Raw genomic sequence first — 20,177 nt, forward strand, 5'->3', positions numbered from 1 at the left:
GTGGACATGTGGACAAACAGTATCTCTTGTCCACCAATTTTTCAACACCCTAAACTTAAGGAACTATAGCGAATTACATTAGTTATCCACACATTGACAAGGAATACTACTATAACTACTAAATATTATCTTATTATTAATAATCGTCGTTTAGAACCGGGAAATAGCATAGGAGGATCCAAGATGAAAATCTTCTGTTCAAAGGATTCATTAATTTCTGGAGTGAATGCTGTACAACGCGCGGTATCTGTCAAGAATACACTGCCCGTTCTTTCAGGAATCTTGATAAGTGCTGAGAAACAGAGTTTACGTTTTGCAGCAACTGACCTTGAATTAGGAATACGATGTGAAATACCTGCTCAGATTGAGGAGGAAGGAACAATAGTAGTTCCAGCCAAATTATTTGCAGAGGTCGTTCGAAAACTACCAGATACAATGATAACTATTAAAGAAGAAAATTTAGCAATTACTATTTATTATTACCAATCAGAAATAACCTTAAGAGGTTACGATCCGGAAGAATATCCTTTACTTCCTGATTTAATTGACCCGATGTCATATACTATCCCTACACTAATTTTTAAAAATATGATAAGACAAACTATATTTTCTTGTGCAGTTGAAGAAAACAGACCTGTTTTTAATGGAACTCTTATGCAAATTGAAGGTTCAAATCTCAGACTAGTAGCAACCGATACCCATCGCTTGGCTTATAGTATTTCAGAAGTAGAAAATCCTAAAAATGCAAGTTTTAATGGTATCATACCGGCTAAGACATTAGCGGAAATATATCGTTTATTAAAAGATGAAGATGAATCGATTCAAATTAGTTTTAATAAGACACAAGTCGTTTTCCAATTTGGTTTAATATATTTAGTATCAAGATTAATTGACGGAATGTTTCCGAACTATAAACAAGTAATTCCCCAAACTTGTGAAACAAAAATTAATTTGTCAGTAAAGAATTTTTTAGAAGCTGTAGAAAGAGCATCGTTATTATCTCATGATAAATCAGGAGCAAATATTATTAGAATTAAGGTCGAAAGTACGCAATTAAAAATTGATCAAACAACGGAATTAGGCAAAATATCTGAACAAATTGAGGTAACTACTCAAGGAAATGATGTAATGATTGCCTTTAATGCCAAATTTTTAATTGATGCCTTAAAAGTTATTGATACAGATCAAATAATTTTTGAACTTTCCGGCCCTTATAGTCCAGGAGTGATGCGTCCTTTAGATAATCCAAATTACCTTTATCTTGTTTTGCCTGTCAGAATATCATAAATGCCCTATGAATATAATTGATTTTCATTTGCAAAATTTCCGTAACTATGACAAAGAAGTTGTGACATTTATTCCCGGAATTAATACCTTGATTGGAAATAACGGACAAGGGAAAACTAACATTATCGAAGGCATATACTATCTTTTAACCGGCAAGTCGTATAGAGTAAAAAGAGAGCATGAACTCTTAAAATGGGATAAAACTGATTTTCATCTTTATGGTGATTTTATTGTAAAGCACCATAAAATATTCTTAGAGAGCCACTACCAAAACAATAAAAAAAGAGTAAAAGTCAATCAAGTTCCCTGTCAACGTTTATCTGATTTTGTAGGTACCATAAATGTGGTTTTTTTTTCACCCGATGATCTTATTATGGTCAAAGGCGGGCCATCCGAACGCCGGAGATTCATAGATTTGCATATTGCTCAGATACGGCCTGGTTATGTAAGTTTGTTAAATGCTTATAACAAAGTAATTCAACAAAAGAATGCTCTTCTTAAAACGTATAACGATAAATCTCTAAAGAATTCTCAATTACAGCTTTGGAATGCACAAATTATTGAACTTGGAACAAAAATTATTCTTCAACGCGATGAATTAACGAAGCAAATACAAAAGGTTGCTGATCAGATCTACATGAATCTAACCTCGCAAAAAGAAAAACTTGATATTAGTTATTATGCCTTAGGAAAAAAAAATATTCAGGATGCTTTGTTAGAATTTCCTGATTTGTTAAACCAGAAAATGGACCAAGAAATTGAACGACAGATGGTTCTTATTGGTCCTCACCGTGATGATTTACAGATACTTTTAGATGATAAACCTGCGCGTCTATATGCTTCACAAGGGCAACAGCGTTCTTTGGTTTTAAGTTTGAAACTTGGTGAATTAGAGTTAATACGTCAAGAAAAAGGGGAGTATCCTCTTCTTTTATTAGATGATGTATTGTCTGAACTGGATAGTTTTAGGAGAAACTATTTAATAGAGTTTATTGAATCCTCACATATTCAAACGATAATTACCATGACAAGTGCTGAGAGTCAACTTGGTTCTGGGGCATTATTCCAAGTTGAACAGGGGCATATAAGGAGGGAACGATAAATGTATTTGCATCTTGGCGGTGATATGTTAATAAAAAAAGATAAAGTTGTGGCAATTATAGATCTTGAAATAGCTTCTGAAGGTAAAGGGAATAACAGGTTTTTAACTAATATAAAAGACAATAATAAAATTATTTATATTTCTGAACCGGGTAAAGAAAAGTCACTTATTATTACAACAGAAAATTACTTTCTATCTCCGATTTCATCAACAACGTTATTTAAAAGATCCTTTTTTGCTCTAGATGAAAAATAATTTTTAAATTGGTGCAATAAAACTAATTAGCCACTAAATGACATCTCAAAAAAGACGTTTAGTGGCAATTGTTCATAGTCAAAATTGAAACAAAGTTTTATTTAGTGTACAATAATAATTTGAAGGTATTATTTGGGAGGAAACAGCTTTGCAAGATAATACAGATATTAATATTCCGGATACAGGTGATAATTATAATGCAGGGCAAATTGAAGTTCTAGAAGGACTTGAAGCTGTACGTAAGCGCCCTGGAATGTATATCGGATCAACAAGCAGCCGTGGCCTTCATCATCTTGTTTACGAAATTGTTGACAATAGTATCGATGAAGCATTAGCTGGTGTCTGTGATCTAATTGATGTTATTATTCGAAAGGATAATAGTATCACTGTTATTGATAATGGACGGGGAATTCCTGTTGATATTCACCCGAAAATGGGTAAACCTACTGTCGAAGTATGTTTAACGGTATTACATGCCGGAGGAAAATTTGGAGGCAGCGAAAGCGCCTATAAAGTATCCGGCGGTTTACATGGTGTCGGTCTTAGTGTTGTTAATGCTCTGTCTAAATGGCTGACTGTAGAAGTTTTTAAAGGCGGGCATGTTTATCATCAGGAATATGCTCAAGGTAAGCCAACTACAGAACTTCTAAATTTAGGGGAAACAGAAAAGACTGGCACACAAATAACTTTTATGCCAGATCCGGAAATTTTTGAAGATACAGTTTATGATTATGATGTCTTGGCTCATAGGCTGAGAGAATTATCGTTTTTGAATAAAAGTGTAAAAATAAATTTAACGGATGAGCGAACGGATAGTCAAGAAACTTTCTTTCATACAGGAGGTATTCAAGATTTTGTCATTTATCTTAACAAGACAAAAGATTGTTTACATCCCCAACCTATCTTTATTGAAACCAGTAAAGATGGAGTCCAAGTAGAAGTTTCTATGCAGTATAATGACAGCTATACCGAAAATCTATATTCCTATGCTAATAATATTAATACCCAAGAAGGCGGAACTCATGAAGCAGGCTTTAAATCGGCGTTGACTCGGGTAATTAATGATTATGCCCGGAAAAATAATATCTTAAAATCATCCGATTCTAATCTTTCCGGAGATGATATCCGGGAAGGTTTGACAGCAGTTATCTCTGTGAAAGTACCTGATCCCCAGTTTGAAGGGCAGACAAAGACAAAACTTGGCAACAGTGAAATTCGGGGAATTGTGGATTCTGCGACAGGCGAAGGGCTTAGTATTTTTCTGGAGGAAAATCCAGTCCTAGGCAAGAAATTCATCGAAAAATCACTTCAAGCTGCTCGGGCACGGGATGCAGCCCGTAAAGCGCGAGAGCTTACTCGCCGTAAAAGCGCTCTTGAGGGGACATCTTTGCCGGGTAAATTAGCGGACTGTTCATGGAAGGAACCTGATTTATGTGAAATGTATCTCGTTGAGGGAGACAGTGCAGGAGGTTCGGCTAAACAAGGTCGAGACCGGCGTTTTCAAGCAATTTTGCCCTTGCGTGGAAAAATCTTAAATGTTGAAAAAGCAAGGTTGGATAAAATATTAGCAAATGCTGAAATTCGAGCTATGATTACGGCGATGGGAACCGGTATATCGGATGATTTTGATATTAGCAAAGCACGTTATAATAAGCTGATTATTATGACAGATGCTGATGTCGATGGCGCTCATATTCGGACTCTTTTATTAACATTTTTTTATCGCTATATGAAACCGTTAATTGAAAATCACTATGTATATATTGCGCAGCCTCCTCTTTTTAAAGTCAAAAAAGGGAGAGAAATACAATATGCTTATTCAGATGATGAACTTACCAAAATCTTAGATACCATAGGCCGGGATAAAGTAGAGATTCAACGATACAAAGGTTTAGGAGAGATGAATCCTGAACAATTATGGGAAACCACGATGGATCCAGCAAAACGTACAATTTTACAGGTGACCATCGAAGATGCCATCAGATCTGAAGATATGTTTTCAATCTTAATGGGCGATAAAGTGGAACCACGCCGAGATTTTATTCATCGGCACGCTAAAGATGTACGTAATTTGGATACTTAAAGGAGTGCTCGTTCATGTCGGATGAAATCCAAGGGGGAAAAGTTCTTCCTGTTGAAATTGCAGATGAAATGAAAAAGTCCTTTATCGATTATTCTATGAGTGTTATTGTCAGCCGGGCTTTGCCGGATGTTCGAGACGGACTTAAACCGGTTCATCGCCGAATTTTATACACACTTCATGAATTAGGTATGACCCCAACGAAACCATACAGCAAATCTGCAAGGCTTGTCGGGGATTGTATGGCTAAATTTCATCCTCATGGAGATAGTTCAATCTATGATGCCGTCGTGCGCATGGCTCAAGATTTTGCCAGTCGTTATCCCCTAATTGACGGCCATGGAAACTTTGGATCCATTGATGGAGATTCTGCTGCTGCTATGCGTTATACAGAACTTCGTATGGCTAAAATGGCTACGTATATGCTGGCGGATATTGATAAAGATACTATTGATTTTACACCAAACTATGATGAAAAGCAGGACGAACCCACAGTCTTACCTGCTAAATTCCCCAACCTTTTAGTTAACGGTTCTTCGGGAATTGCTGTAGGTATGGCAACGAATATCCCTCCCCATAATTTAAGTGAAGTTATTGATGCTACGGTTGCTTTGTTGGATAATCCTGATCTGACAACTGTGGATTTAATGAATTATGTTAAAGGTCCTGATTTTCCAACCGGCGGAATGATTATGGGGCATGAAGGGATTAAGGCAGCCTATTCAACAGGAAAAGGTTCAATTAAAATCAGGGCTAAAGCTGATATTGAGGATATGGAGAAATCAGGTAAGACAAGAATTGTTGTTACTGAAATTCCCTTTTTAGTTAATAAAGCAAGACTCATTGAAAAAATTGCTGAACTTGTCCGGGATAAACGTCTTGATGGTATTACCGATCTGCGGGATGAGTCTGATCGTACAGGGATGCATATTATCATTGAGCTTAGACGGGACGTTAATCCTCAAATTATATTGAATCAGCTTTATAAACATACTCAAATGGAAGAAACTTTTGGAGTTAATTTGTTAGCACTTGTCAATAATCAGCCAAGAGTTCTGACTCTTAAAGATATGATTCACTACTTCATCGAACACCAAAAGGATGTTATTGTTCGCAGAACGCGGTTTGAACTTAATAAAGCTGAAGCTGAGGCACATATCGTCGAAGGATTAAGAATTGCCCTTGATCATATTGATGAGGTTATAGCAACGATTCGTTCCTCCTCTGACGAGTCTGAGGCTCGAGAAAATCTATCGAATCGTTTTGGTTTAAGTGAGAAACAAGCCCAAGCGATTGTTGATATGCGTTTGAAACGTTTAACAGGTTTAGAACGTGACAAATTAGAAAGTCAGTATCATGAACTTATGACAACGATAGCCTATCTTAAGTCAGTTCTTGCTTCACCTAGTATGGTTATTGAAATTATTAAAAACGAAATCAAGGAAATTCAGCAAAAGTATGGCGATCCACGAAGAACTTCTATAACTGTTGATGTCAGCAGGATGGATATTGAGGATCTTATTGCTGAAGAGGAAGTCGTTGTAACAGTTACCCATTACGGCTATATAAAACGTTTGCCTTTAAACACCTATAAGAGTCAAAATCGTGGTGGAAAAGGTGTTCATGGAATGGCTACCAAAGAGGAAGATTTTGTCGAACACCTTTTTATTACTTCAACTCATCATTATATTCTCTTTTTCACGTCACAAGGTAAAGTTTATCGTCTGAAAGCTCATGAAATACCAGAAGCCAGTCGCACAGGAAAAGGAACGGCTATCATCAATCTCTTAAGTTTAAGCCCAAATGAAATGATTACGGCCGTGATGGCTATTAAAGATTATAGTCCGGATTATTTCTTAATTACCGCCACGAAAAAGGGTATTATGAAAAAAACAGCTCTGCAAGAATACGATTCATCGCGGCGTGAAGGCTTAATAGCTTTAACCCTTGATGAAGGTGACGAATTAATAGGAGTAAAATTGACCCAAGGTTTAGACAATATTTTGCTGGCGACACGTCAAGGAATTGCGATTCGCTTCCCGGAAGATGAAGTAAGATATATGGGTCGCACAGCACGAGGCGTGAAAGGAATAAAACTTGAAGATACTGATGAAGTTGTAGGAATGGAAGTCATCGGAGATGAAGGCGAACTTTTGACCATGAGCGAAAATGGCTTTGCTAAACGTACAGACCTTAAGGAATTTAGGGTTCAAGGCCGGGGCGGCAAAGGGATTATTGTTATGAAGTTAAATACTAAAACCGGTTTGCTCATTGGTGTAAAAGTTGTTAAAGCGGAAGATGAACTTATGGTAATTACAAATAATGGAATTATGCTGCGTCTCCAAGTTTCAGGTATTTCCAATCAAGGCCGGACGGCCCACGGGGTTATGGCTATGAGAACTGGTGATGACAGTAAAGTTGTTGCCATGGCTAAGATTGTCGTGAGAGAGGAAGACAGCTCTGAGGAGACAGAATCTGAGGATTAAATTGACAAAACTATTGCAAGGTGTTACCATGTCTGGAATCAGAAGTCAGGGTTTAGAAGCCAGATAAGAGATGATACTGGTACTAACATAAATTTTAGGAGGAATTATCAGATGGCAGAATTCGGATCATTAAAAGTTAAGACTGGGCTCGCAGAGATGTTAAAAGGCGGCGTCATCATGGATGTGACGACTCCTGAACAGGCTATTATTGCTGAAGAAGCAGGAGCATGTGCCGTTATGGCTTTAGAACGTGTTCCTTCGGATATTCGTGCAGAAGGTGGGGTTGCGCGTATGGCAGATCCCACTATTATTCAAAGCATTATGGAAGTTGTTTCTATTCCAGTGATGGCTAAAGCAAGAATTGGTCATTTTGTGGAAGCTCAAATTCTCGAATCCTTGGGTGTTGATTATATTGATGAATCAGAAGTTCTGACTCCAGCCGACGACGCCTTTCACATTAATAAACATGACTTTAAAGTTCCTTTTGTTTGCGGCTGTCGTAATCTTGGCGAAGCATTGCGCAGAATTGGCGAAGGTGCAGCTATGATTCGTACCAAGGGTGAACCAGGAACGGGAAATGTTGTGGAAGCTGTACGACATATGAGAACTGTCATGAGTGATATGCGCGCCTTATCGGTTATGCCTAAAGAGGAGCTTATGACGGCAGCTAAAACTATGGGGGCACCTTATGAGCTGGTACTTTACGTAGCAGAACATGGAAAACTTCCTGTAGTTAACTTTGCTGCGGGCGGAATAGCAACACCGGCGGATGCAGCTCTCATGATGCAGCTCGGAGTAGATGGAGTTTTTGTTGGTTCCGGAATTTTTAAATCAGATAATCCTAAAGCAAGAGCTAAAGCTATTGTTATGGCAACAACCCATTATAATGATGCCAAGATTTTAGCTGAAGTGTCTAAGGACCTTGGACAACCTATGACAGGTATTGAAATTTCAACTCTGACAGATGCTCAGCGTATGCAAGATCGGGGTTGGTAAACATGGAAAAACGTGTCGGCGTTTTAGCCTTACAAGGTGCATTTCGCGAGCACCGGCAGGTTTTGAAGCAATTAGGCTGCGATGTTGTTGAAGTGCGTAAAACAAGTGACCTTGAGGGAATCCATGGCTTGATTATTCCCGGTGGTGAAAGTACAGCAATGGGTAAACAATTGCAGATTAATGATCTCGGTGAAAAGATAAAAGAGCTGGGCGCAAAAGACTTACCAATCTTTGGGACTTGTGCCGGTATGATTCTGCTCAGTAAAACAATTATAGACAGTGATCAGTATCGATTAAATTTAATGGATACAACAGTAGAACGCAATGCTTTTGGCAGGCAAATAGCTAGTTTTGAAACAGATCTTCAGGTGCCTGCTATGGGCACTCATCCTTTGCGCGCTGTCTTTATTAGAGCACCTTATCTTCGGGAAGTTGCTCCTAATGTAGGTATTTTAGCTGAGTTTGAGGGAAAGATTGTCTTTGCCCGACAAGGAAATTTATTGGCCAGTGCCTTTCATCCTGAGCTTACCCCGGATCATAGGGTCCATCAATACTTTTTGGGTATGATTGATGAACATTGGGTAAAGTAAAAGCGTTCATGGTATGGGAGGATTTAGTATGTTAGATCTGAAGTTTGTCCGCAGCAACCCTGATTTGGTAAAAGAAGCTTTGCAAAAACGTCAGGTTTCTATTAGCTTAGATCATTTTTTAGAACAAGAAGAAGAAAGACGTCGTCTTCTTTTTGAAATCGAAACCTTAAAGGCACGACGTAATGCCGTATCAGAAGAAGTCGGACGACTTAAGAAAAAGGGAGAAGACGCCGAAGCACTCGTTTTGGAAATGCGTGAAGTCGGCCAAACTGTGAAAAGCTTAGAACAAAAATCTTCGGAAATTGTTCAAGAGATGGAAAAAGTTCTTTATGAAATTCCAAATATACCCCATCCTTCGGTGCCAGTAGGCACAGATGAAAGTGCGAATATTGAAGTTCGAAGTTGGGGAACTCCGAGGTCCTTTGATTTTGAGCCAAAGGCACATTATGAGCTCGGGGAAAACTTAGATATTTTCGATTTTACGCGGGCCGGAAAAGTAACTGGTGCACGTTTTACCTTTTATAAAGGTTTAGGTGCCAGGCTGGAACGCTCTCTCATCTCCTTTATGCTTGATAAGCATACAGCAAAGGGGTATACAGAGATTTTACCGCCTTATATGGTAAGTCGTACTTCGATGTTTGGAACTGGTCAACTGCCAAAATTTGAAGATGATGCCTTTAAAGTCATGGGTACCGATTATTTTTTGATTCCTACTGCTGAAGTACCCGTTACGAATCTCTATCGAGATGAAATTTTAGATGGCAGCAGCCTGCCTATTCGACATTGCGCATACAGTGCATGTTTTCGCTCAGAAGCAGGCTCAGCGGGCCGTGATACTCGGGGCTTGATTCGGCAGCATCAATTTAATAAGGTTGAGCTTGTTAAATTTTCACTTCCGGAGAATTCTTACCAGGAGTTGGAGTTATTAACGAACGATGCCGAGAGTATTCTTCAGGAATTAGAGCTTCCTTATCGGGTAATGACGTTATCGACTGGGGATCTTGGATTTTCTTCTGCTAAAACTTATGATTTAGAAGTTTGGCTGCCGAGCTTTAATACATACCGGGAAATTTCTTCATGCAGTAATTTTGAAGATTTTCAGGCACGAAGAGCAAACATCCGCTTCCGCAGAGGACCGAAGGAAAAACCTGAGTTTGTTCATACCCTAAATGGCAGTGGTTTGGCAATCGGGCGAACAGTCGCTGCTATTATGGAAAATTGTCAGGATTCGAAGGGCAGAATTTATATTCCAAAGGCCTTGCAGCCATATATGGGTGTAGAATATATTGGTTAAGATTGGGTATAAATCAGTAAATACATGGTAAATAGTTTAGAGATTTACAGAAATTTTTAGTTGCCAATCATCCCTAATTGTGCTATTGTATATATTGTTCGTCTTACATGGAGGGGTGTCCGAGCGGTTTAAGGAGCCGGTCTTGAAAACCGGTGACTTCGTGAGGGGTCCGTGGGTTCGAATCCCACCCCCTCCGCCAGATCGAATGTCGATGTTCGAAGCTCGATGTTCGAGTAAGTGAACAGCATAGGTAGTTTGAGATTCAAGTGTTTTCTTTGCGCTCGTAGTTCAGCTGGATAGAGCGTCTGACTTCGAATCAGGATGTCGGGGGTTCGAATCCCTCCGAGCGCACCATTATTGACCATTTTAGTGCGATAATCGATATTCGAATATTGCACATTTATTCACTGAATAATACGGGTCATTGCTTAATTAACAATTACCTTAGATTCAGTGGTTAATAAAAAACTGAGGCCTCGTAGCTCAGTGGATAGAGCGGGGGTTTCCTAAACCCTGTCTTGCGGAGGTTCGACTCCTCCCGGGGTCACCACTTTGAGGTGTTTATGCGCCACCAAGATTGGATGCGTTTAGCGCTTTTACAAGCACAAATGGCTTTTGAACAGGGAGAAGTACCAATCGGTGCTGTAATCGTTCAAAATGGCACTGTTATAGCAGAAGCACACAACGAAAGGGAACTTCGCCATGATCCTACAGCCCATGCTGAGATTTTAGCAATTCAACGTGCTGCTGAAACGTTAGGATCTTGGAGATTAAGTGAGGCATCTTTGTATGTAACCTTAGAACCATGCCCCATGTGTGCAGGCGCTATACTCCAGTCTCGCCTGAAAAATATCATATATGGATCGATGGACTTAAAAGGCGGGGCTGCTGGTTCAGTAATTAATGTGCTTGATTTTACCTTGTGGAATCATAAAGTAGATATCTTAGCTGGAATTTTAGAGGACGAATGTACGGATATCTTAAAGCGTTTTTTTAAATCTCTAAGGTAGGATAAAATTCTAAAAATGGTTAACCTCTAAGCACCTGCGAAATTCTGTGATATGTTTATATCGTGATGGAAGTTTATAGGTGTCTTACCAGTTATATTATACGGAGGAGTATCGAAGTGGTCATAACGAGAGCGACTCGAAATCGTTTGACGGTGTAAGCCGTCCGTGGGTTCGAATCCCACCTCCTCCGCCATACTTATAAAAACAAGAGCCTTTCTCTAAAAGGGCTCTTTTATCTTTTTGTGACTGTTTGTTTAAAATTTCACATTCTGGGCAAAGTATAGGAAATAGAGATAAACATGTACTGTGTTCAGAAAGAGGTTTTAACAAGAATGGATCATATAATAAAAAGAGCCGGGAAAAATATAAACAATCTGCTAAATGGCTGCCAAGGCCTTCAATTATGGCTTCAAACCAGAAGCATCAAATGGAAAAAAACAATCGGAGTATTAATGGTGTTCTGTATTTTTGGAATTTTAGGTTATGGATCTCTTAGTGCTTTGATTTGGAGAGGAAATCTGTATATACCCACAAAAGTATCTGAAAATGTCATCTATGATGAGGGAAAATTGGCGCAAACTCCTGATCAATTGATTCGATTTCATGTCCTTGCCAATTCAGACAGCGAGCAAGACCAAGCATTAAAAAGAGCTGTCAGAGATGCTATCTTAAAAGAAGTTTCCCCAAAACTGGCATCTTCGAGATCTTTGCAAGAATCTCGGCAAATACTTGCGGAGCTTCGTCCGGAAATGGAGAAGATTGGACGCGCGGTAGTTAAAGCTTGGGGTAAGAATTACAGTGTTCATACGGAGTACGGTCATTTTAGCTTTCCAACGAAATCATATGGTACTTTGATACTGCCCGCAGGAGATTATGAAGCATTAAGAGTTGTTATTGGTGAGGGCAAAGGATCTAACTGGTGGTGTGTTCTTTTTCCTCCGTTATGTTTTATTGATATTGAGCATTCAACAGCCGTCCAAGTGGATGGAAAACCAGGGATACCAATTAATGATAAAGCTCCCCTTTATTCAGTAAATCAACAAACCGTAAATCACCAAACTAAACAAGTTAATGATAAGGGAGTTGTCAATTCAGGCAATAAATCGGCGAATAATAAAATTGGGAGTTCTGTTCCTGGGAATTCACTTCAGGTTAAATTTTATTTTTGGGAACTTGTAGAAAGGCTAATAAGTAGAAAGTGAACTTTATTGCCGATCCGCCTTTCCCAATAGGAATACTTAGCGGCGAAGGAGGACTCTGCCCCACCTGAAGTTAACGAAGGATCCACCCTCACTTAGCGTAAAACAATAGCGAGAAATGTATTACAAATATTTACAGAACTTTATCCTTGACTCCTTTGCTAAGATAAGCTATAATTCTTTTTGTTCACTAAAATTCTTGCAGATTAATATGTTTGTAGGGTTAGAGAGCACGGAGAGGTGGCTGAGTGGTCGAAGGCGCCCGCCTGGAAAGCGGGTACACTGGGTAACTGGTGTCGAGGGTTCAAATCCCTCTCTCTCCGCCATATTGAAAAGAGAGCCAAAGTATTCGACTTCGGCTTTTTATTTTGTTATAATTGATTTAGCCGTACTAGACGGGGAGGTAGCGGTTCCTTGTAACTTGCAGTCCGCTCTAGCAAGGTGGAATTCCTGCGAAAGGTCCACATCTGTGAAGCTGTCTTTGGTAGATGGTGATGAGATTTTGGTCTTACGCAACAGAACACTCCGAACCGTGTCAGGTCTTGACGGAAGCAGCACTAAGGAGGATGTTTTGTGTGCCGTAAGGTTGCCTGAATCGAACTGTTCGACCAAGGTAACGTTCGGAGGTGAAGGATCGATCTAAGGTGTACGGCTATTATTTAAGATAAAGGTGGTATTGGTACCATCTTTTTTGTACTATCATAAAGTATAACCTTCGTTTAAATACTGCAAGAAGAGTTAATACCTGCGAAGACAGTGTCTACTTTTCAAAACGCTCGAATTATGAGGGTGAATTTATGGCTTATCTGGCATTGTACCGTGAATGGAGACCAAAAACTTTCCAAAGTATTGTAGGACAGGAACATATTACCCAGACATTGATGAATGCTCTTAAACAAAATAAAATTGCTCATGCGTACTTGTTTAGCGGGCCGAGAGGTACAGGTAAGACAACTGCTGCCAAAATTTTAGCCAAGGCCCTGAATTGCGAACACCGCAATGGGGTTGAACCTTGTAATCAATGTTCCTCATGTTCAAGTATTGATCATGGTTCTGCTATTGAAGTTTTTGAAATTGATGCCGCGTCTAATCGAGGAATTGATGAGATTCGAGATTTACGAGAAAACATCAAGCTAAGCTCGATAAAAGGCAAATTTAAAGTTTATATTATTGATGAAGTGCATATGCTGACAACAGAGGCTTTTAATGCCCTGCTTAAAACTTTGGAAGAGCCGCCCTCACAAGTAGTTTTTATTTTAGCGACAACTGAGGTTCAGAAAATACCTCTAACGATTCTTTCTCGGGTTCAACGTTTTGAATTTCACCGTATTTCGGTTGAGAATATTACAAAACGATTAACTGTTGTTTGTGAATCATTAGGGCGCCAGGTTCAGCAAAGTGCCTTATTGGTAATTGCCCAAAAATCTGAAGGCGGTCTTCGCGATGCCTTAAGTATCTTAGATCAATGTCTGCTTCAAGATGATCCCATTGGTGTTAAGGAAGTCTATCAGGTTTTAGGAATGGTAGGTGAAACTTTTAGTTCGGAATTAGTCGATGGATTAATTGCCCTTGATTATGGAAAGAGTTTAGAAACTCTGACGGGAGGAATACAGCAAGGTCGAGATCCGAGGCAAATTATTCGAGAGCTTTTAGAGTATCTTCGTCAAATGCTCTTGAACTTAACTACAGGCGTTACTCCGCTTGTGGCTCCCGAAATTCAAGAGCGATTAGTTGAACAAAGTAGAAAAATTCCCATATCTCGTTTATTACATTGGATTTCGCTTTTAATGCAAGGCGAAGGACAATTGAAATATGCATCTAATGCTCGCTTAGCAGCCGAACTTTTAATAGTTCAGACAATTCATGAAGGGCAAAGCGTTATTAATGATCAGGAAGAGATTGTTAAACGTTTGACATTGCTCGAACTTCAATTGCAAAATCTTGTGACAGGTCAAGATCTGCTGCCTAGGAAAAATCCGTCAAAAAATTCAGCTTCAGCAGAGTATGTTGGACAAGAAAATAATAAAAATCAGGCAAAAACAACTGACTTGGGAATTGAATCAAATGCCTCTTCTGAAGGGAAATTAACAGTAAAAACGGAATCTTTAGCAATAGAGACCGTTCAAGAACGCTGGAACGAGATTTTAGATCAGGTTAAACGCCGAAAAAAATCTACACAAGCTTTTTTGTTAGAAGGCAAACCGGTTTATCTTGAAGGAAACGTTTTAACCATTGCTTTTCGCCAAGGGTGTTCTTTTCATAAAGATAAAGTTAATCAGCAGGAAAATCGCCAGACAATTGAAGAGGCTTTGCAGCAACTATTTGGAATAACTATTGCCTTAAACAATGTTATGGAAAACGAATTTCAAAAGAAAGATCCTTCAGAGCCGGAAAATAAAGAACTTGAAGAACAGGCTCTTGTCGATAAAGCAAAGGATATGTTTGGCGAAGACCTTGTTACCATTCGGGAGTAAACATCAAATATAGGTGATAAAATTAGGATTGGAAGTGTTAATATGGCAGGTTTTAAAGGAATGGGCGGCGGTATGGGTGGAAATATGAATCAAATGTTGAAGCAAGCCCAAAAGCTTCAAGAAGACATGGCTAGAGCACAAGAGGAATTGCAAAATAAAACTGTGGATGCCTCTTCTGGGGGCGGTATGGTTCAAGTTGTTGTCAGTGGAAAAATGGAATTAGTCGAAATGAAAATTAATCCTGAAGCTGTTGATCCTGAGGATGTAGAAATGCTGGAAGACCTTGTTAAGGCCGCAGTGAATGAAGGGCTGAGAAAAGCTCAGGAAATGGCTAGTAATGAAATGGGGAAATTAACCGGTGGTTTAAAGATCCCCGGCTTGTTCTAGGTGAACTATGGATTTTTTGAATTATCCTCAGCCTTTGGCAGATCTTATCAGCTCATTGGCACGTTTACCGGGGATTGGTCCTAAAACAGCAGGAAGATTGGCATTTTACCTTCTTCAGCAGCCACAAATTTCGCAAGATTTGGCTCAGGCAATTCTGACAGCAAATCATTCGCTTAAAAAATGTTCAATTTGCTCCAACTTTACGGACCAAGATCCATGCGCACTCTGTCAGAACCCACAAAGAGACTCCACAGAACTTTGTGTCGTGGAACATCCAAGAGATGTGGTATCGTTAGAAAAAACCAAAGAATTTAAAGGCCGGTATCATGTATTGCACGGTGTACTCTCACCTATGGAAGGAATTGGGCCGGAGCAATTAACTATTAACCTTCTGTTAAAACGTTTAAAAGGTGTTCAAGAAGTTGTTATGGCTCTCAATCCAACGGTAGAAGGCGAAGCAACTGCTTTATATTTAGCTCGTTTACTAAAACCGTTAGGGATTAAAGTGACCCGTATAGCTCATGGGTTACCTGTTGGCGGAGATTTGGAATATGCTGATGAAGTGACCATCGCACGAGCTTTGGAAGGGAGACGCCAGCTTTAGTTCACTTTAAAGTAAACTCATAATATTCAACCACTTCCACTTCTACAAGTGGAGAGTCTTATGAGTGGATAGAATAGTTAAGATAATGGAGAGCTATTATTAATATAGAATAGTAAAAATTAATTACGCTGCTTAAACTGTGACTTTGACCTTAGGTTGAGCACAGTTTTTATTTATAATTCTGTTCTTCTTTATCCGTGAAGTGCATATCTATGGACTAGCATCGGACGAGGGGGAAAACTATATGACACTGGTCTTTCTAGGATTTTTTATAATATTAATAGGATTAACGGTTCGTTCAATTCTCGGAAAACCAAATATTGTTCTAAAAATCACAATTCATAGCTTGGGCGGAATTGTCGGACTTTGGTTATTTAATTTTCTTTTAAGTATTCTTGGCTTTTCAATTCCAATTAATTTTTTTACAGTAATTATTGTCGGAATTTTAGGATTTCCTGGAGTATTAACCTTATCAATCCTACAGTTATTAGGAATTTAAATCTTTTTACTCAAAGATTTTTTAAATTAAGTCCTTGACTCGTTCGACAAGTTGGAGGTATACTAAAAATTGCTAAAGGGAACTATTCGACGTAAATGCGAAGTAGTTCCCTACGTCTGTTTTTACGGGCGTTTTACGAAAATTCTATTTCTTCCTCAAGTTTAATAGTTCATTTTCTGAAAAATATGAGGACGAATAGAAAAGGTATTTTCATTAACTCCCGGAAAATTAAATTTATCACATGATTAGGAGGAAACAAAAAATGGCTAAAATGAAAACCATGGATGGTAATGAAGCTGCGGCTCATGCATCGTATGCATTTACTGAAGTCGCTACCATCTTTCCCATCACCCCCTCTTCGACAATGGCCGAATTGGTTGATGAATGGGCTGCTCATGGAAGGAAAAACATTTATGGGCAAACTGTTAAAGTCGTTGAGATGCAATCTGAAGCAGGTGCCGCAGGTGCAGTACACGGTTCACTCCAGGCTGGTGCATTAACCTCTACGTATACAGCTTCACAAGGCTTACTTTTGATGATTCCTAACATGTATAAGATTGCCGGTGAGCTGCTTCCAAGTGTATTCCATGTAAGTGCTCGGGCTTTAGCAACCCATGCTCTTTCAATTTTTGGTGATCATCAAGACGTAATGTCTGTTCGTGCAACGGGATTTGCAATGCTTTCTTCACATAGCGTCCAAGAAGCGTTAGACTTGGGCTTTATTGCTCATTTAGCGACAGTTAAGGCAAGAGTTCCTTTTATACATTTCTTCGATGGATTCCGTACGTCTCATGAAATTCAAAAGATCGAGATACCGGAATATGATGAAGTTGGCAAATTAATAGACATGGATGCGGTTCAAGCATTCCGCGACCGTGGTTTAAACCCAGAACATCCTGTTCTGCGCGGAACAGCTCAAAATCCTGATGTTTATTTCCAAGGCCGTGAAGCGTCTAATAAGTTTTATGCTGAGATTCCTGATATTGTTGAGCACTATATGCAAGAGTATAAAAAACTGACCGGTCGTGAATATCATCCTTTCCAATATTACGGTGCGGAAGATGCCGAATATGTAATTGTTGCTATGGGTTCAGTCTGTGATACGATTGAAGAAACCATCGACTATCTCATGGCCAAAGGAGAAAAAGTTGGAGTTGTCAAAATTCACCTCTTCAATCCTTTCTCCAGCAAATATTTCTTCAACGTATTACCCAAAACTGTTAAAAAGATCGCAGTTCTGGAAAGAACAAAAGAGCCTGGTTCTTTAGGTGAACCTCTCTATTTAGATATTAAAGAAGTTTTCTATAATCATGAGCAAAAACCCGTTATTGTGGGAGGTCGTTACGGCTTAGGATCCAAAGATACAACGCCTTCTCAAATATTGGCTGTTTATAAAAATCTAAAGGCCGAAAAGCCGGTCAATGGATTTACCATTGGAATCGTTGATGATGTAACCTTTAAGTCTCTACCTGAAGATGAAATCATTGATACCGCTCCAGAGGGAACTATTGCTTGTAAATTCTGGGGCCTTGGCGCAGACGGGACTGTTGGTGCCAACAAGCAAGCTATCAAGATTATCGGGGATCATACTTCTCTTTATGCTCAAGCTTACTTCCAATATGACAGTAAGAAATCCGGTGGTATTACCATTTCGCACGTTCGCTTTGGCAAGAAGCCGATCAAATCTCCTTACTATGTGACAGGTGCAAACTATATTGCATGTCATAACCAAACCTATGTTTACCAATATGACCTTTTAAAGGGCTTAAAGAAAAAGGGTAATTTTGTGTTGAATTGCCAATGGACGCCTGAAGAATTGGATGAGAAACTTCCGGCAGCAATGAAACAGGCACTTGCTCGTAATGAAGTTAACTTCTATATTATTGATGCGGTTTCTATTGCCCGTAAAATTGGTCTTGGTTCACGGATTAACATGGTCATGCAGGCTGCTTTCTTCAAACTTGCTAATGTTATTCCTGTTGAAGAGGCAATTGATTATTTGAAAGCTTCCGTCTTAAAGACCTATGGTAAAAAAGGCCAAAACATTGTTGACATGAACAATGCAGCCATAGATCAAGGTGTTTCGGCTCTCGTCAAAGTGGAAATTCCTGCATCCTGGGCTAACGCTCAAGACGGAGAAGTCGCCGCTGCTTCTGATGAACCCGATTTCGTTAAAAATATTCTTCGTCCTATGAATGCCATGGAGGGAGATGATCTTCCCGTCAGTGCTTTCAATGGTCGTGAAGATGGTACCTTCCCGGTTGGTACCACGGCTTACGAAAAACGTGGTATTGGAGTTACAGTTCCAGAATGGCAAATGAACAATTGCATTCAATGTAACCAATGTTCCTATGTTTGCCCTCACGCTGCAATCCGTCCTTTCCTTATGAATGAAGAAGAGGAAAAAAATGCTCCGGAATCCTTTGTTGGTAAGAAGGCTATTGGTAAAGAAGCTGCAGGTCTGCAATTCCGTATCCAAGTAAGTAGTTTGGATTGCACCGGTTGTGGAAACTGTGCGGAAGTTTGCCCGGCTAAAGAAAAAGCGCTGGTAATGAAACCTGCTGCTGAACAATTTGAGCAACAAACGGCAAACTGGGAATTTGCCCTTTCCCTTAAAAATAAATCGAATCTCTTTGATGTTACGACTGTTAAAGGAAGCCAATTTGCGCAGCCTTTACTCGAGTTTAACGGTGCTTGCCCAGGTTGCGGAGAAACCGCTTATGTTAAGCTTCTAACTCAACTCTATGGTGATCGTATGATGATCGCTAACGCCACCGGTTGTAGTTCAATCTGGGGCGGAAGTGCTCCTGCGGTTCCATACACCACGAATCAAGAAGGTAAAGGACCGACTTGGGCTAACTCTTTATTTGAGGATAATGCTGAATTTGGTTATGGCATGTATTTGGGAGTCCGTCAGCAACGTGAAAAATTAGCTGAATTAATGACGCAAGCACTCGAAATGGAAATTAGTGCTGAGCTTAAAGGTGCCTTTGAAGAGTGGCTTGCAGGTTGGAATGATGCAGATGCTTCAAAAGCAGCCGCAGCAAAAATTAAGGCATCTCTTGAAGGCTATAATGGCGACAATAAAGTATTGGCTGAGATCCTCCGCAGGAAAGACCATCTTATCAAGAAATCCCAATGGATTATCGGGGGAGACGGATGGGCTTATGATATCGGCTATGGCGGTTTAGATCATGTTTTAGCATCCGGCGACGATGTCAATGTCCTCGTTCTCGATACTGAAGTATATTCCAATACCGGTGGTCAATCTTCAAAATCAACGCCTCGTGCAGCTGTTGCTAAGTTTGCTGCAGCAGGTAAGAAGATTCGTAAGAAAGACCTTGGTATGATGGCTATGAGTTACGGCTACGTTTATGTCGCTCAAATTGCTCTTGGTGCTAATATGAGCCAAGCCATCAAAGTTATTAAGGAAGCCGAAGCTTATAAAGGACCTTCATTAATTATTGCTTATGCACCATGCATTAACCATGGTCTAAAAGCAAGTATGACGAAGAGCGTTCAAGAAGCTAAGAAGGCCGTTGATTCTGGGTACTGGCATCTCTATCGCTTTAATCCTGATTTGGCGGAAGAAGGAAAGAACCCATTTAGCCTGGAATCCAAGGAACCAACTCTGCCTTTCCGTGACTTTATCATGGGCGAAGTTCGCTATACATCTTTGCTGAATACTTTCCCTGAAACGGCAGAAGAACTCTTCAGCGGAGCAGAAAAATATGCTAAGGTACGTTACGATTCTTATAAACGCTTAGCAGGGCAAAAGTGGGAAGAGTAATTCAGCCAAGTTTGTTCTAAATGTAATTTAGTCACCAGTTTTGAGAGCAGAATTTCTGCTCTCTTTTTTTATGCTGTCAGGAAGGTCTGTTTGTGTGAACAAAACTATAAACTTAGGAATAATA

15 protein-coding genes, 5 tRNA genes and 1 other RNA gene are annotated in these 20,177 nt (G+C 39.5%); all 21 read left to right on the plus strand.

Translation table 11 applies throughout. The features are described from left to right. The first annotated feature begins 183 nt into the window (after positions 1-183). The 21 genes from dnaN to nifJ all read left to right on the plus strand — a co-directional run bounded on the left by dnaN (position 184) and on the right by nifJ (position 20,053). Complete coding sequence (dnaN, locus tag DEAC_RS05230) at positions 184-1,287, plus strand: DNA polymerase III subunit beta (protein ID WP_047808969.1); 1,104 nt, start codon at positions 184-186, stop codon at positions 1,285-1,287. Positions 1,288-1,294: 7 nt separating this feature from the next. Next, a complete protein-coding gene (recF, locus tag DEAC_RS05235) occupies positions 1,295-2,389 on the plus strand; it encodes a DNA replication/repair protein RecF (protein WP_047808970.1) in 1,095 nt (364 codons plus the stop codon). Beyond that, the gene (gene remB / locus DEAC_RS05240; protein ID WP_047808971.1) at positions 2,390-2,644 is read left to right on the plus strand and encodes an extracellular matrix regulator RemB; all 255 of its coding nucleotides are present in this window, start codon (positions 2,390-2,392) and stop codon (positions 2,642-2,644) included. Positions 2,645-2,792: 148 nt separating this feature from the next. Then, positions 2,793-4,727 (plus strand): DNA topoisomerase (ATP-hydrolyzing) subunit B, encoded by a 1,935-nt coding sequence (gene gyrB, locus DEAC_RS05245; protein ID WP_047808972.1) that lies wholly within the window; start codon positions 2,793-2,795, stop codon positions 4,725-4,727. Positions 4,728-4,741: 14 nt separating this feature from the next. Beyond that, the gene (gene gyrA / locus DEAC_RS05250) at positions 4,742-7,210 is read left to right on the plus strand and encodes a DNA gyrase subunit A (protein ID WP_047808973.1); all 2,469 of its coding nucleotides are present in this window, start codon (positions 4,742-4,744) and stop codon (positions 7,208-7,210) included. 111 nt (positions 7,211-7,321) lie between these two features. After that, on the plus strand, positions 7,322-8,206 hold the full coding sequence (pdxS, locus tag DEAC_RS05255; RefSeq protein ID WP_047808974.1) for a pyridoxal 5'-phosphate synthase lyase subunit PdxS: 885 nt from the start codon (positions 7,322-7,324) through the stop codon (positions 8,204-8,206). Between the two features lie 2 nt (positions 8,207-8,208). Next, positions 8,209-8,796 carry a pyridoxal 5'-phosphate synthase glutaminase subunit PdxT gene (gene pdxT / locus DEAC_RS05260; RefSeq protein ID WP_047808975.1) on the plus strand — a complete coding sequence of 196 codons (588 nt, stop codon included), beginning with the start codon at positions 8,209-8,211 and terminating at the stop codon, positions 8,794-8,796. A 28-nt stretch (positions 8,797-8,824) separates the two neighbouring features. Continuing rightward, complete coding sequence (serS, locus tag DEAC_RS05265) at positions 8,825-10,090, plus strand: serine--tRNA ligase (RefSeq protein ID WP_047808976.1); 1,266 nt, start codon at positions 8,825-8,827, stop codon at positions 10,088-10,090. A 109-nt stretch (positions 10,091-10,199) separates the two neighbouring features. Then, a tRNA-Ser gene (locus tag DEAC_RS05270) sits at positions 10,200-10,289 on the plus strand. A 78-nt stretch (positions 10,290-10,367) separates the two neighbouring features. Then, positions 10,368-10,444: transfer RNA gene (locus DEAC_RS05275), tRNA-Arg, on the plus strand. A 118-nt stretch (positions 10,445-10,562) separates the two neighbouring features. Continuing rightward, positions 10,563-10,640, plus strand: a tRNA-Arg gene (locus DEAC_RS05280). Positions 10,641-10,653: 13 nt separating this feature from the next. Then, complete coding sequence (gene tadA / locus DEAC_RS05285; RefSeq protein ID WP_047808977.1) at positions 10,654-11,100, plus strand: tRNA adenosine(34) deaminase TadA; 447 nt, start codon at positions 10,654-10,656, stop codon at positions 11,098-11,100. Positions 11,101-11,202: 102 nt separating this feature from the next. Then, positions 11,203-11,293, plus strand: a tRNA-Ser gene (locus DEAC_RS05290). 259 nt (positions 11,294-11,552) lie between these two features. Further along, the gene (spoIIR, locus tag DEAC_RS05295; RefSeq protein ID WP_047809072.1) at positions 11,553-12,302 is read left to right on the plus strand and encodes a stage II sporulation protein R; all 750 of its coding nucleotides are present in this window, start codon (positions 11,553-11,555) and stop codon (positions 12,300-12,302) included. Between the two features lie 231 nt (positions 12,303-12,533). Next, positions 12,534-12,625: transfer RNA gene (locus DEAC_RS05300), tRNA-Ser, on the plus strand. Between the two features lie 60 nt (positions 12,626-12,685). Then, positions 12,686-12,951: signal recognition particle sRNA large type (gene ffs / locus DEAC_RS22600), an RNA gene on the plus strand. A 145-nt stretch (positions 12,952-13,096) separates the two neighbouring features. Beyond that, entirely contained in the window at positions 13,097-14,773 is a 1,677-nt protein-coding gene (dnaX, locus tag DEAC_RS05305; RefSeq protein WP_047808978.1) for a DNA polymerase III subunit gamma/tau, read from the plus strand. A gap of 42 nt (positions 14,774-14,815) precedes the next feature. After that, complete coding sequence (locus DEAC_RS05310) at positions 14,816-15,160, plus strand: YbaB/EbfC family nucleoid-associated protein (protein WP_047808979.1); 345 nt, start codon at positions 14,816-14,818, stop codon at positions 15,158-15,160. Positions 15,161-15,167: 7 nt separating this feature from the next. Then, a complete protein-coding gene (gene recR, locus DEAC_RS05315; RefSeq protein ID WP_047808980.1) occupies positions 15,168-15,764 on the plus strand; it encodes a recombination mediator RecR in 597 nt (198 codons plus the stop codon). 244 nt (positions 15,765-16,008) lie between these two features. Continuing rightward, complete coding sequence (locus tag DEAC_RS05320) at positions 16,009-16,263, plus strand: pro-sigmaK processing inhibitor BofA family protein (RefSeq protein ID WP_047808981.1); 255 nt, start codon at positions 16,009-16,011, stop codon at positions 16,261-16,263. Positions 16,264-16,525: 262 nt separating this feature from the next. Continuing rightward, complete coding sequence (gene nifJ / locus DEAC_RS05325; RefSeq protein ID WP_047808982.1) at positions 16,526-20,053, plus strand: pyruvate:ferredoxin (flavodoxin) oxidoreductase; 3,528 nt, start codon at positions 16,526-16,528, stop codon at positions 20,051-20,053. Positions 20,054-20,177 lie beyond the last annotated feature (124 nt).

It is taken from the genome of Desulfosporosinus acididurans, from assembly GCF_001029285.1.
GTDB lineage: Bacteria > Bacillota > Desulfitobacteriia > Desulfitobacteriales > Desulfitobacteriaceae > Desulfosporosinus > Desulfosporosinus acididurans.

What these genes read in the sequence shown, in the direction of transcription:
- dnaN (WP_047808969.1), top strand. Translation starts at nt 184, where the DNA reads ATGAAAATCTTCTGTTCAAAGGATTCATTAATTTCTGGAGTGAATGCT.
- recF (WP_047808970.1), top strand. Translation starts at nt 1,295, where the DNA reads ATGAATATAATTGATTTTCATTTGCAAAATTTCCGTAACTATGACAAA.
- remB (WP_047808971.1), top strand. Translation starts at nt 2,390, where the DNA reads ATGTATTTGCATCTTGGCGGTGATATGTTAATAAAAAAAGATAAAGTT.
- gyrA (WP_047808973.1), top strand. Translation starts at nt 4,742, where the DNA reads ATGTCGGATGAAATCCAAGGGGGAAAAGTTCTTCCTGTTGAAATTGCA.
- pdxS (WP_047808974.1), top strand. Translation starts at nt 7,322, where the DNA reads ATGGCAGAATTCGGATCATTAAAAGTTAAGACTGGGCTCGCAGAGATG.
- pdxT (WP_047808975.1), top strand. Translation starts at nt 8,209, where the DNA reads ATGGAAAAACGTGTCGGCGTTTTAGCCTTACAAGGTGCATTTCGCGAG.
- serS (WP_047808976.1), top strand. Translation starts at nt 8,825, where the DNA reads ATGTTAGATCTGAAGTTTGTCCGCAGCAACCCTGATTTGGTAAAAGAA.
- tadA (WP_047808977.1), top strand. Translation starts at nt 10,654, where the DNA reads ATGCGCCACCAAGATTGGATGCGTTTAGCGCTTTTACAAGCACAAATG.
- spoIIR (WP_047809072.1), top strand. Translation starts at nt 11,553, where the DNA reads ATGGTGTTCTGTATTTTTGGAATTTTAGGTTATGGATCTCTTAGTGCT.
- dnaX (WP_047808978.1), top strand. Translation starts at nt 13,097, where the DNA reads ATGGCTTATCTGGCATTGTACCGTGAATGGAGACCAAAAACTTTCCAA.
- DEAC_RS05310 (WP_047808979.1), top strand. Translation starts at nt 14,816, where the DNA reads ATGGCAGGTTTTAAAGGAATGGGCGGCGGTATGGGTGGAAATATGAAT.
- recR (WP_047808980.1), top strand. Translation starts at nt 15,168, where the DNA reads ATGGATTTTTTGAATTATCCTCAGCCTTTGGCAGATCTTATCAGCTCA.
- DEAC_RS05320 (WP_047808981.1), top strand. Translation starts at nt 16,009, where the DNA reads ATGACACTGGTCTTTCTAGGATTTTTTATAATATTAATAGGATTAACG.
- nifJ (WP_047808982.1), top strand. Translation starts at nt 16,526, where the DNA reads ATGGCTAAAATGAAAACCATGGATGGTAATGAAGCTGCGGCTCATGCA.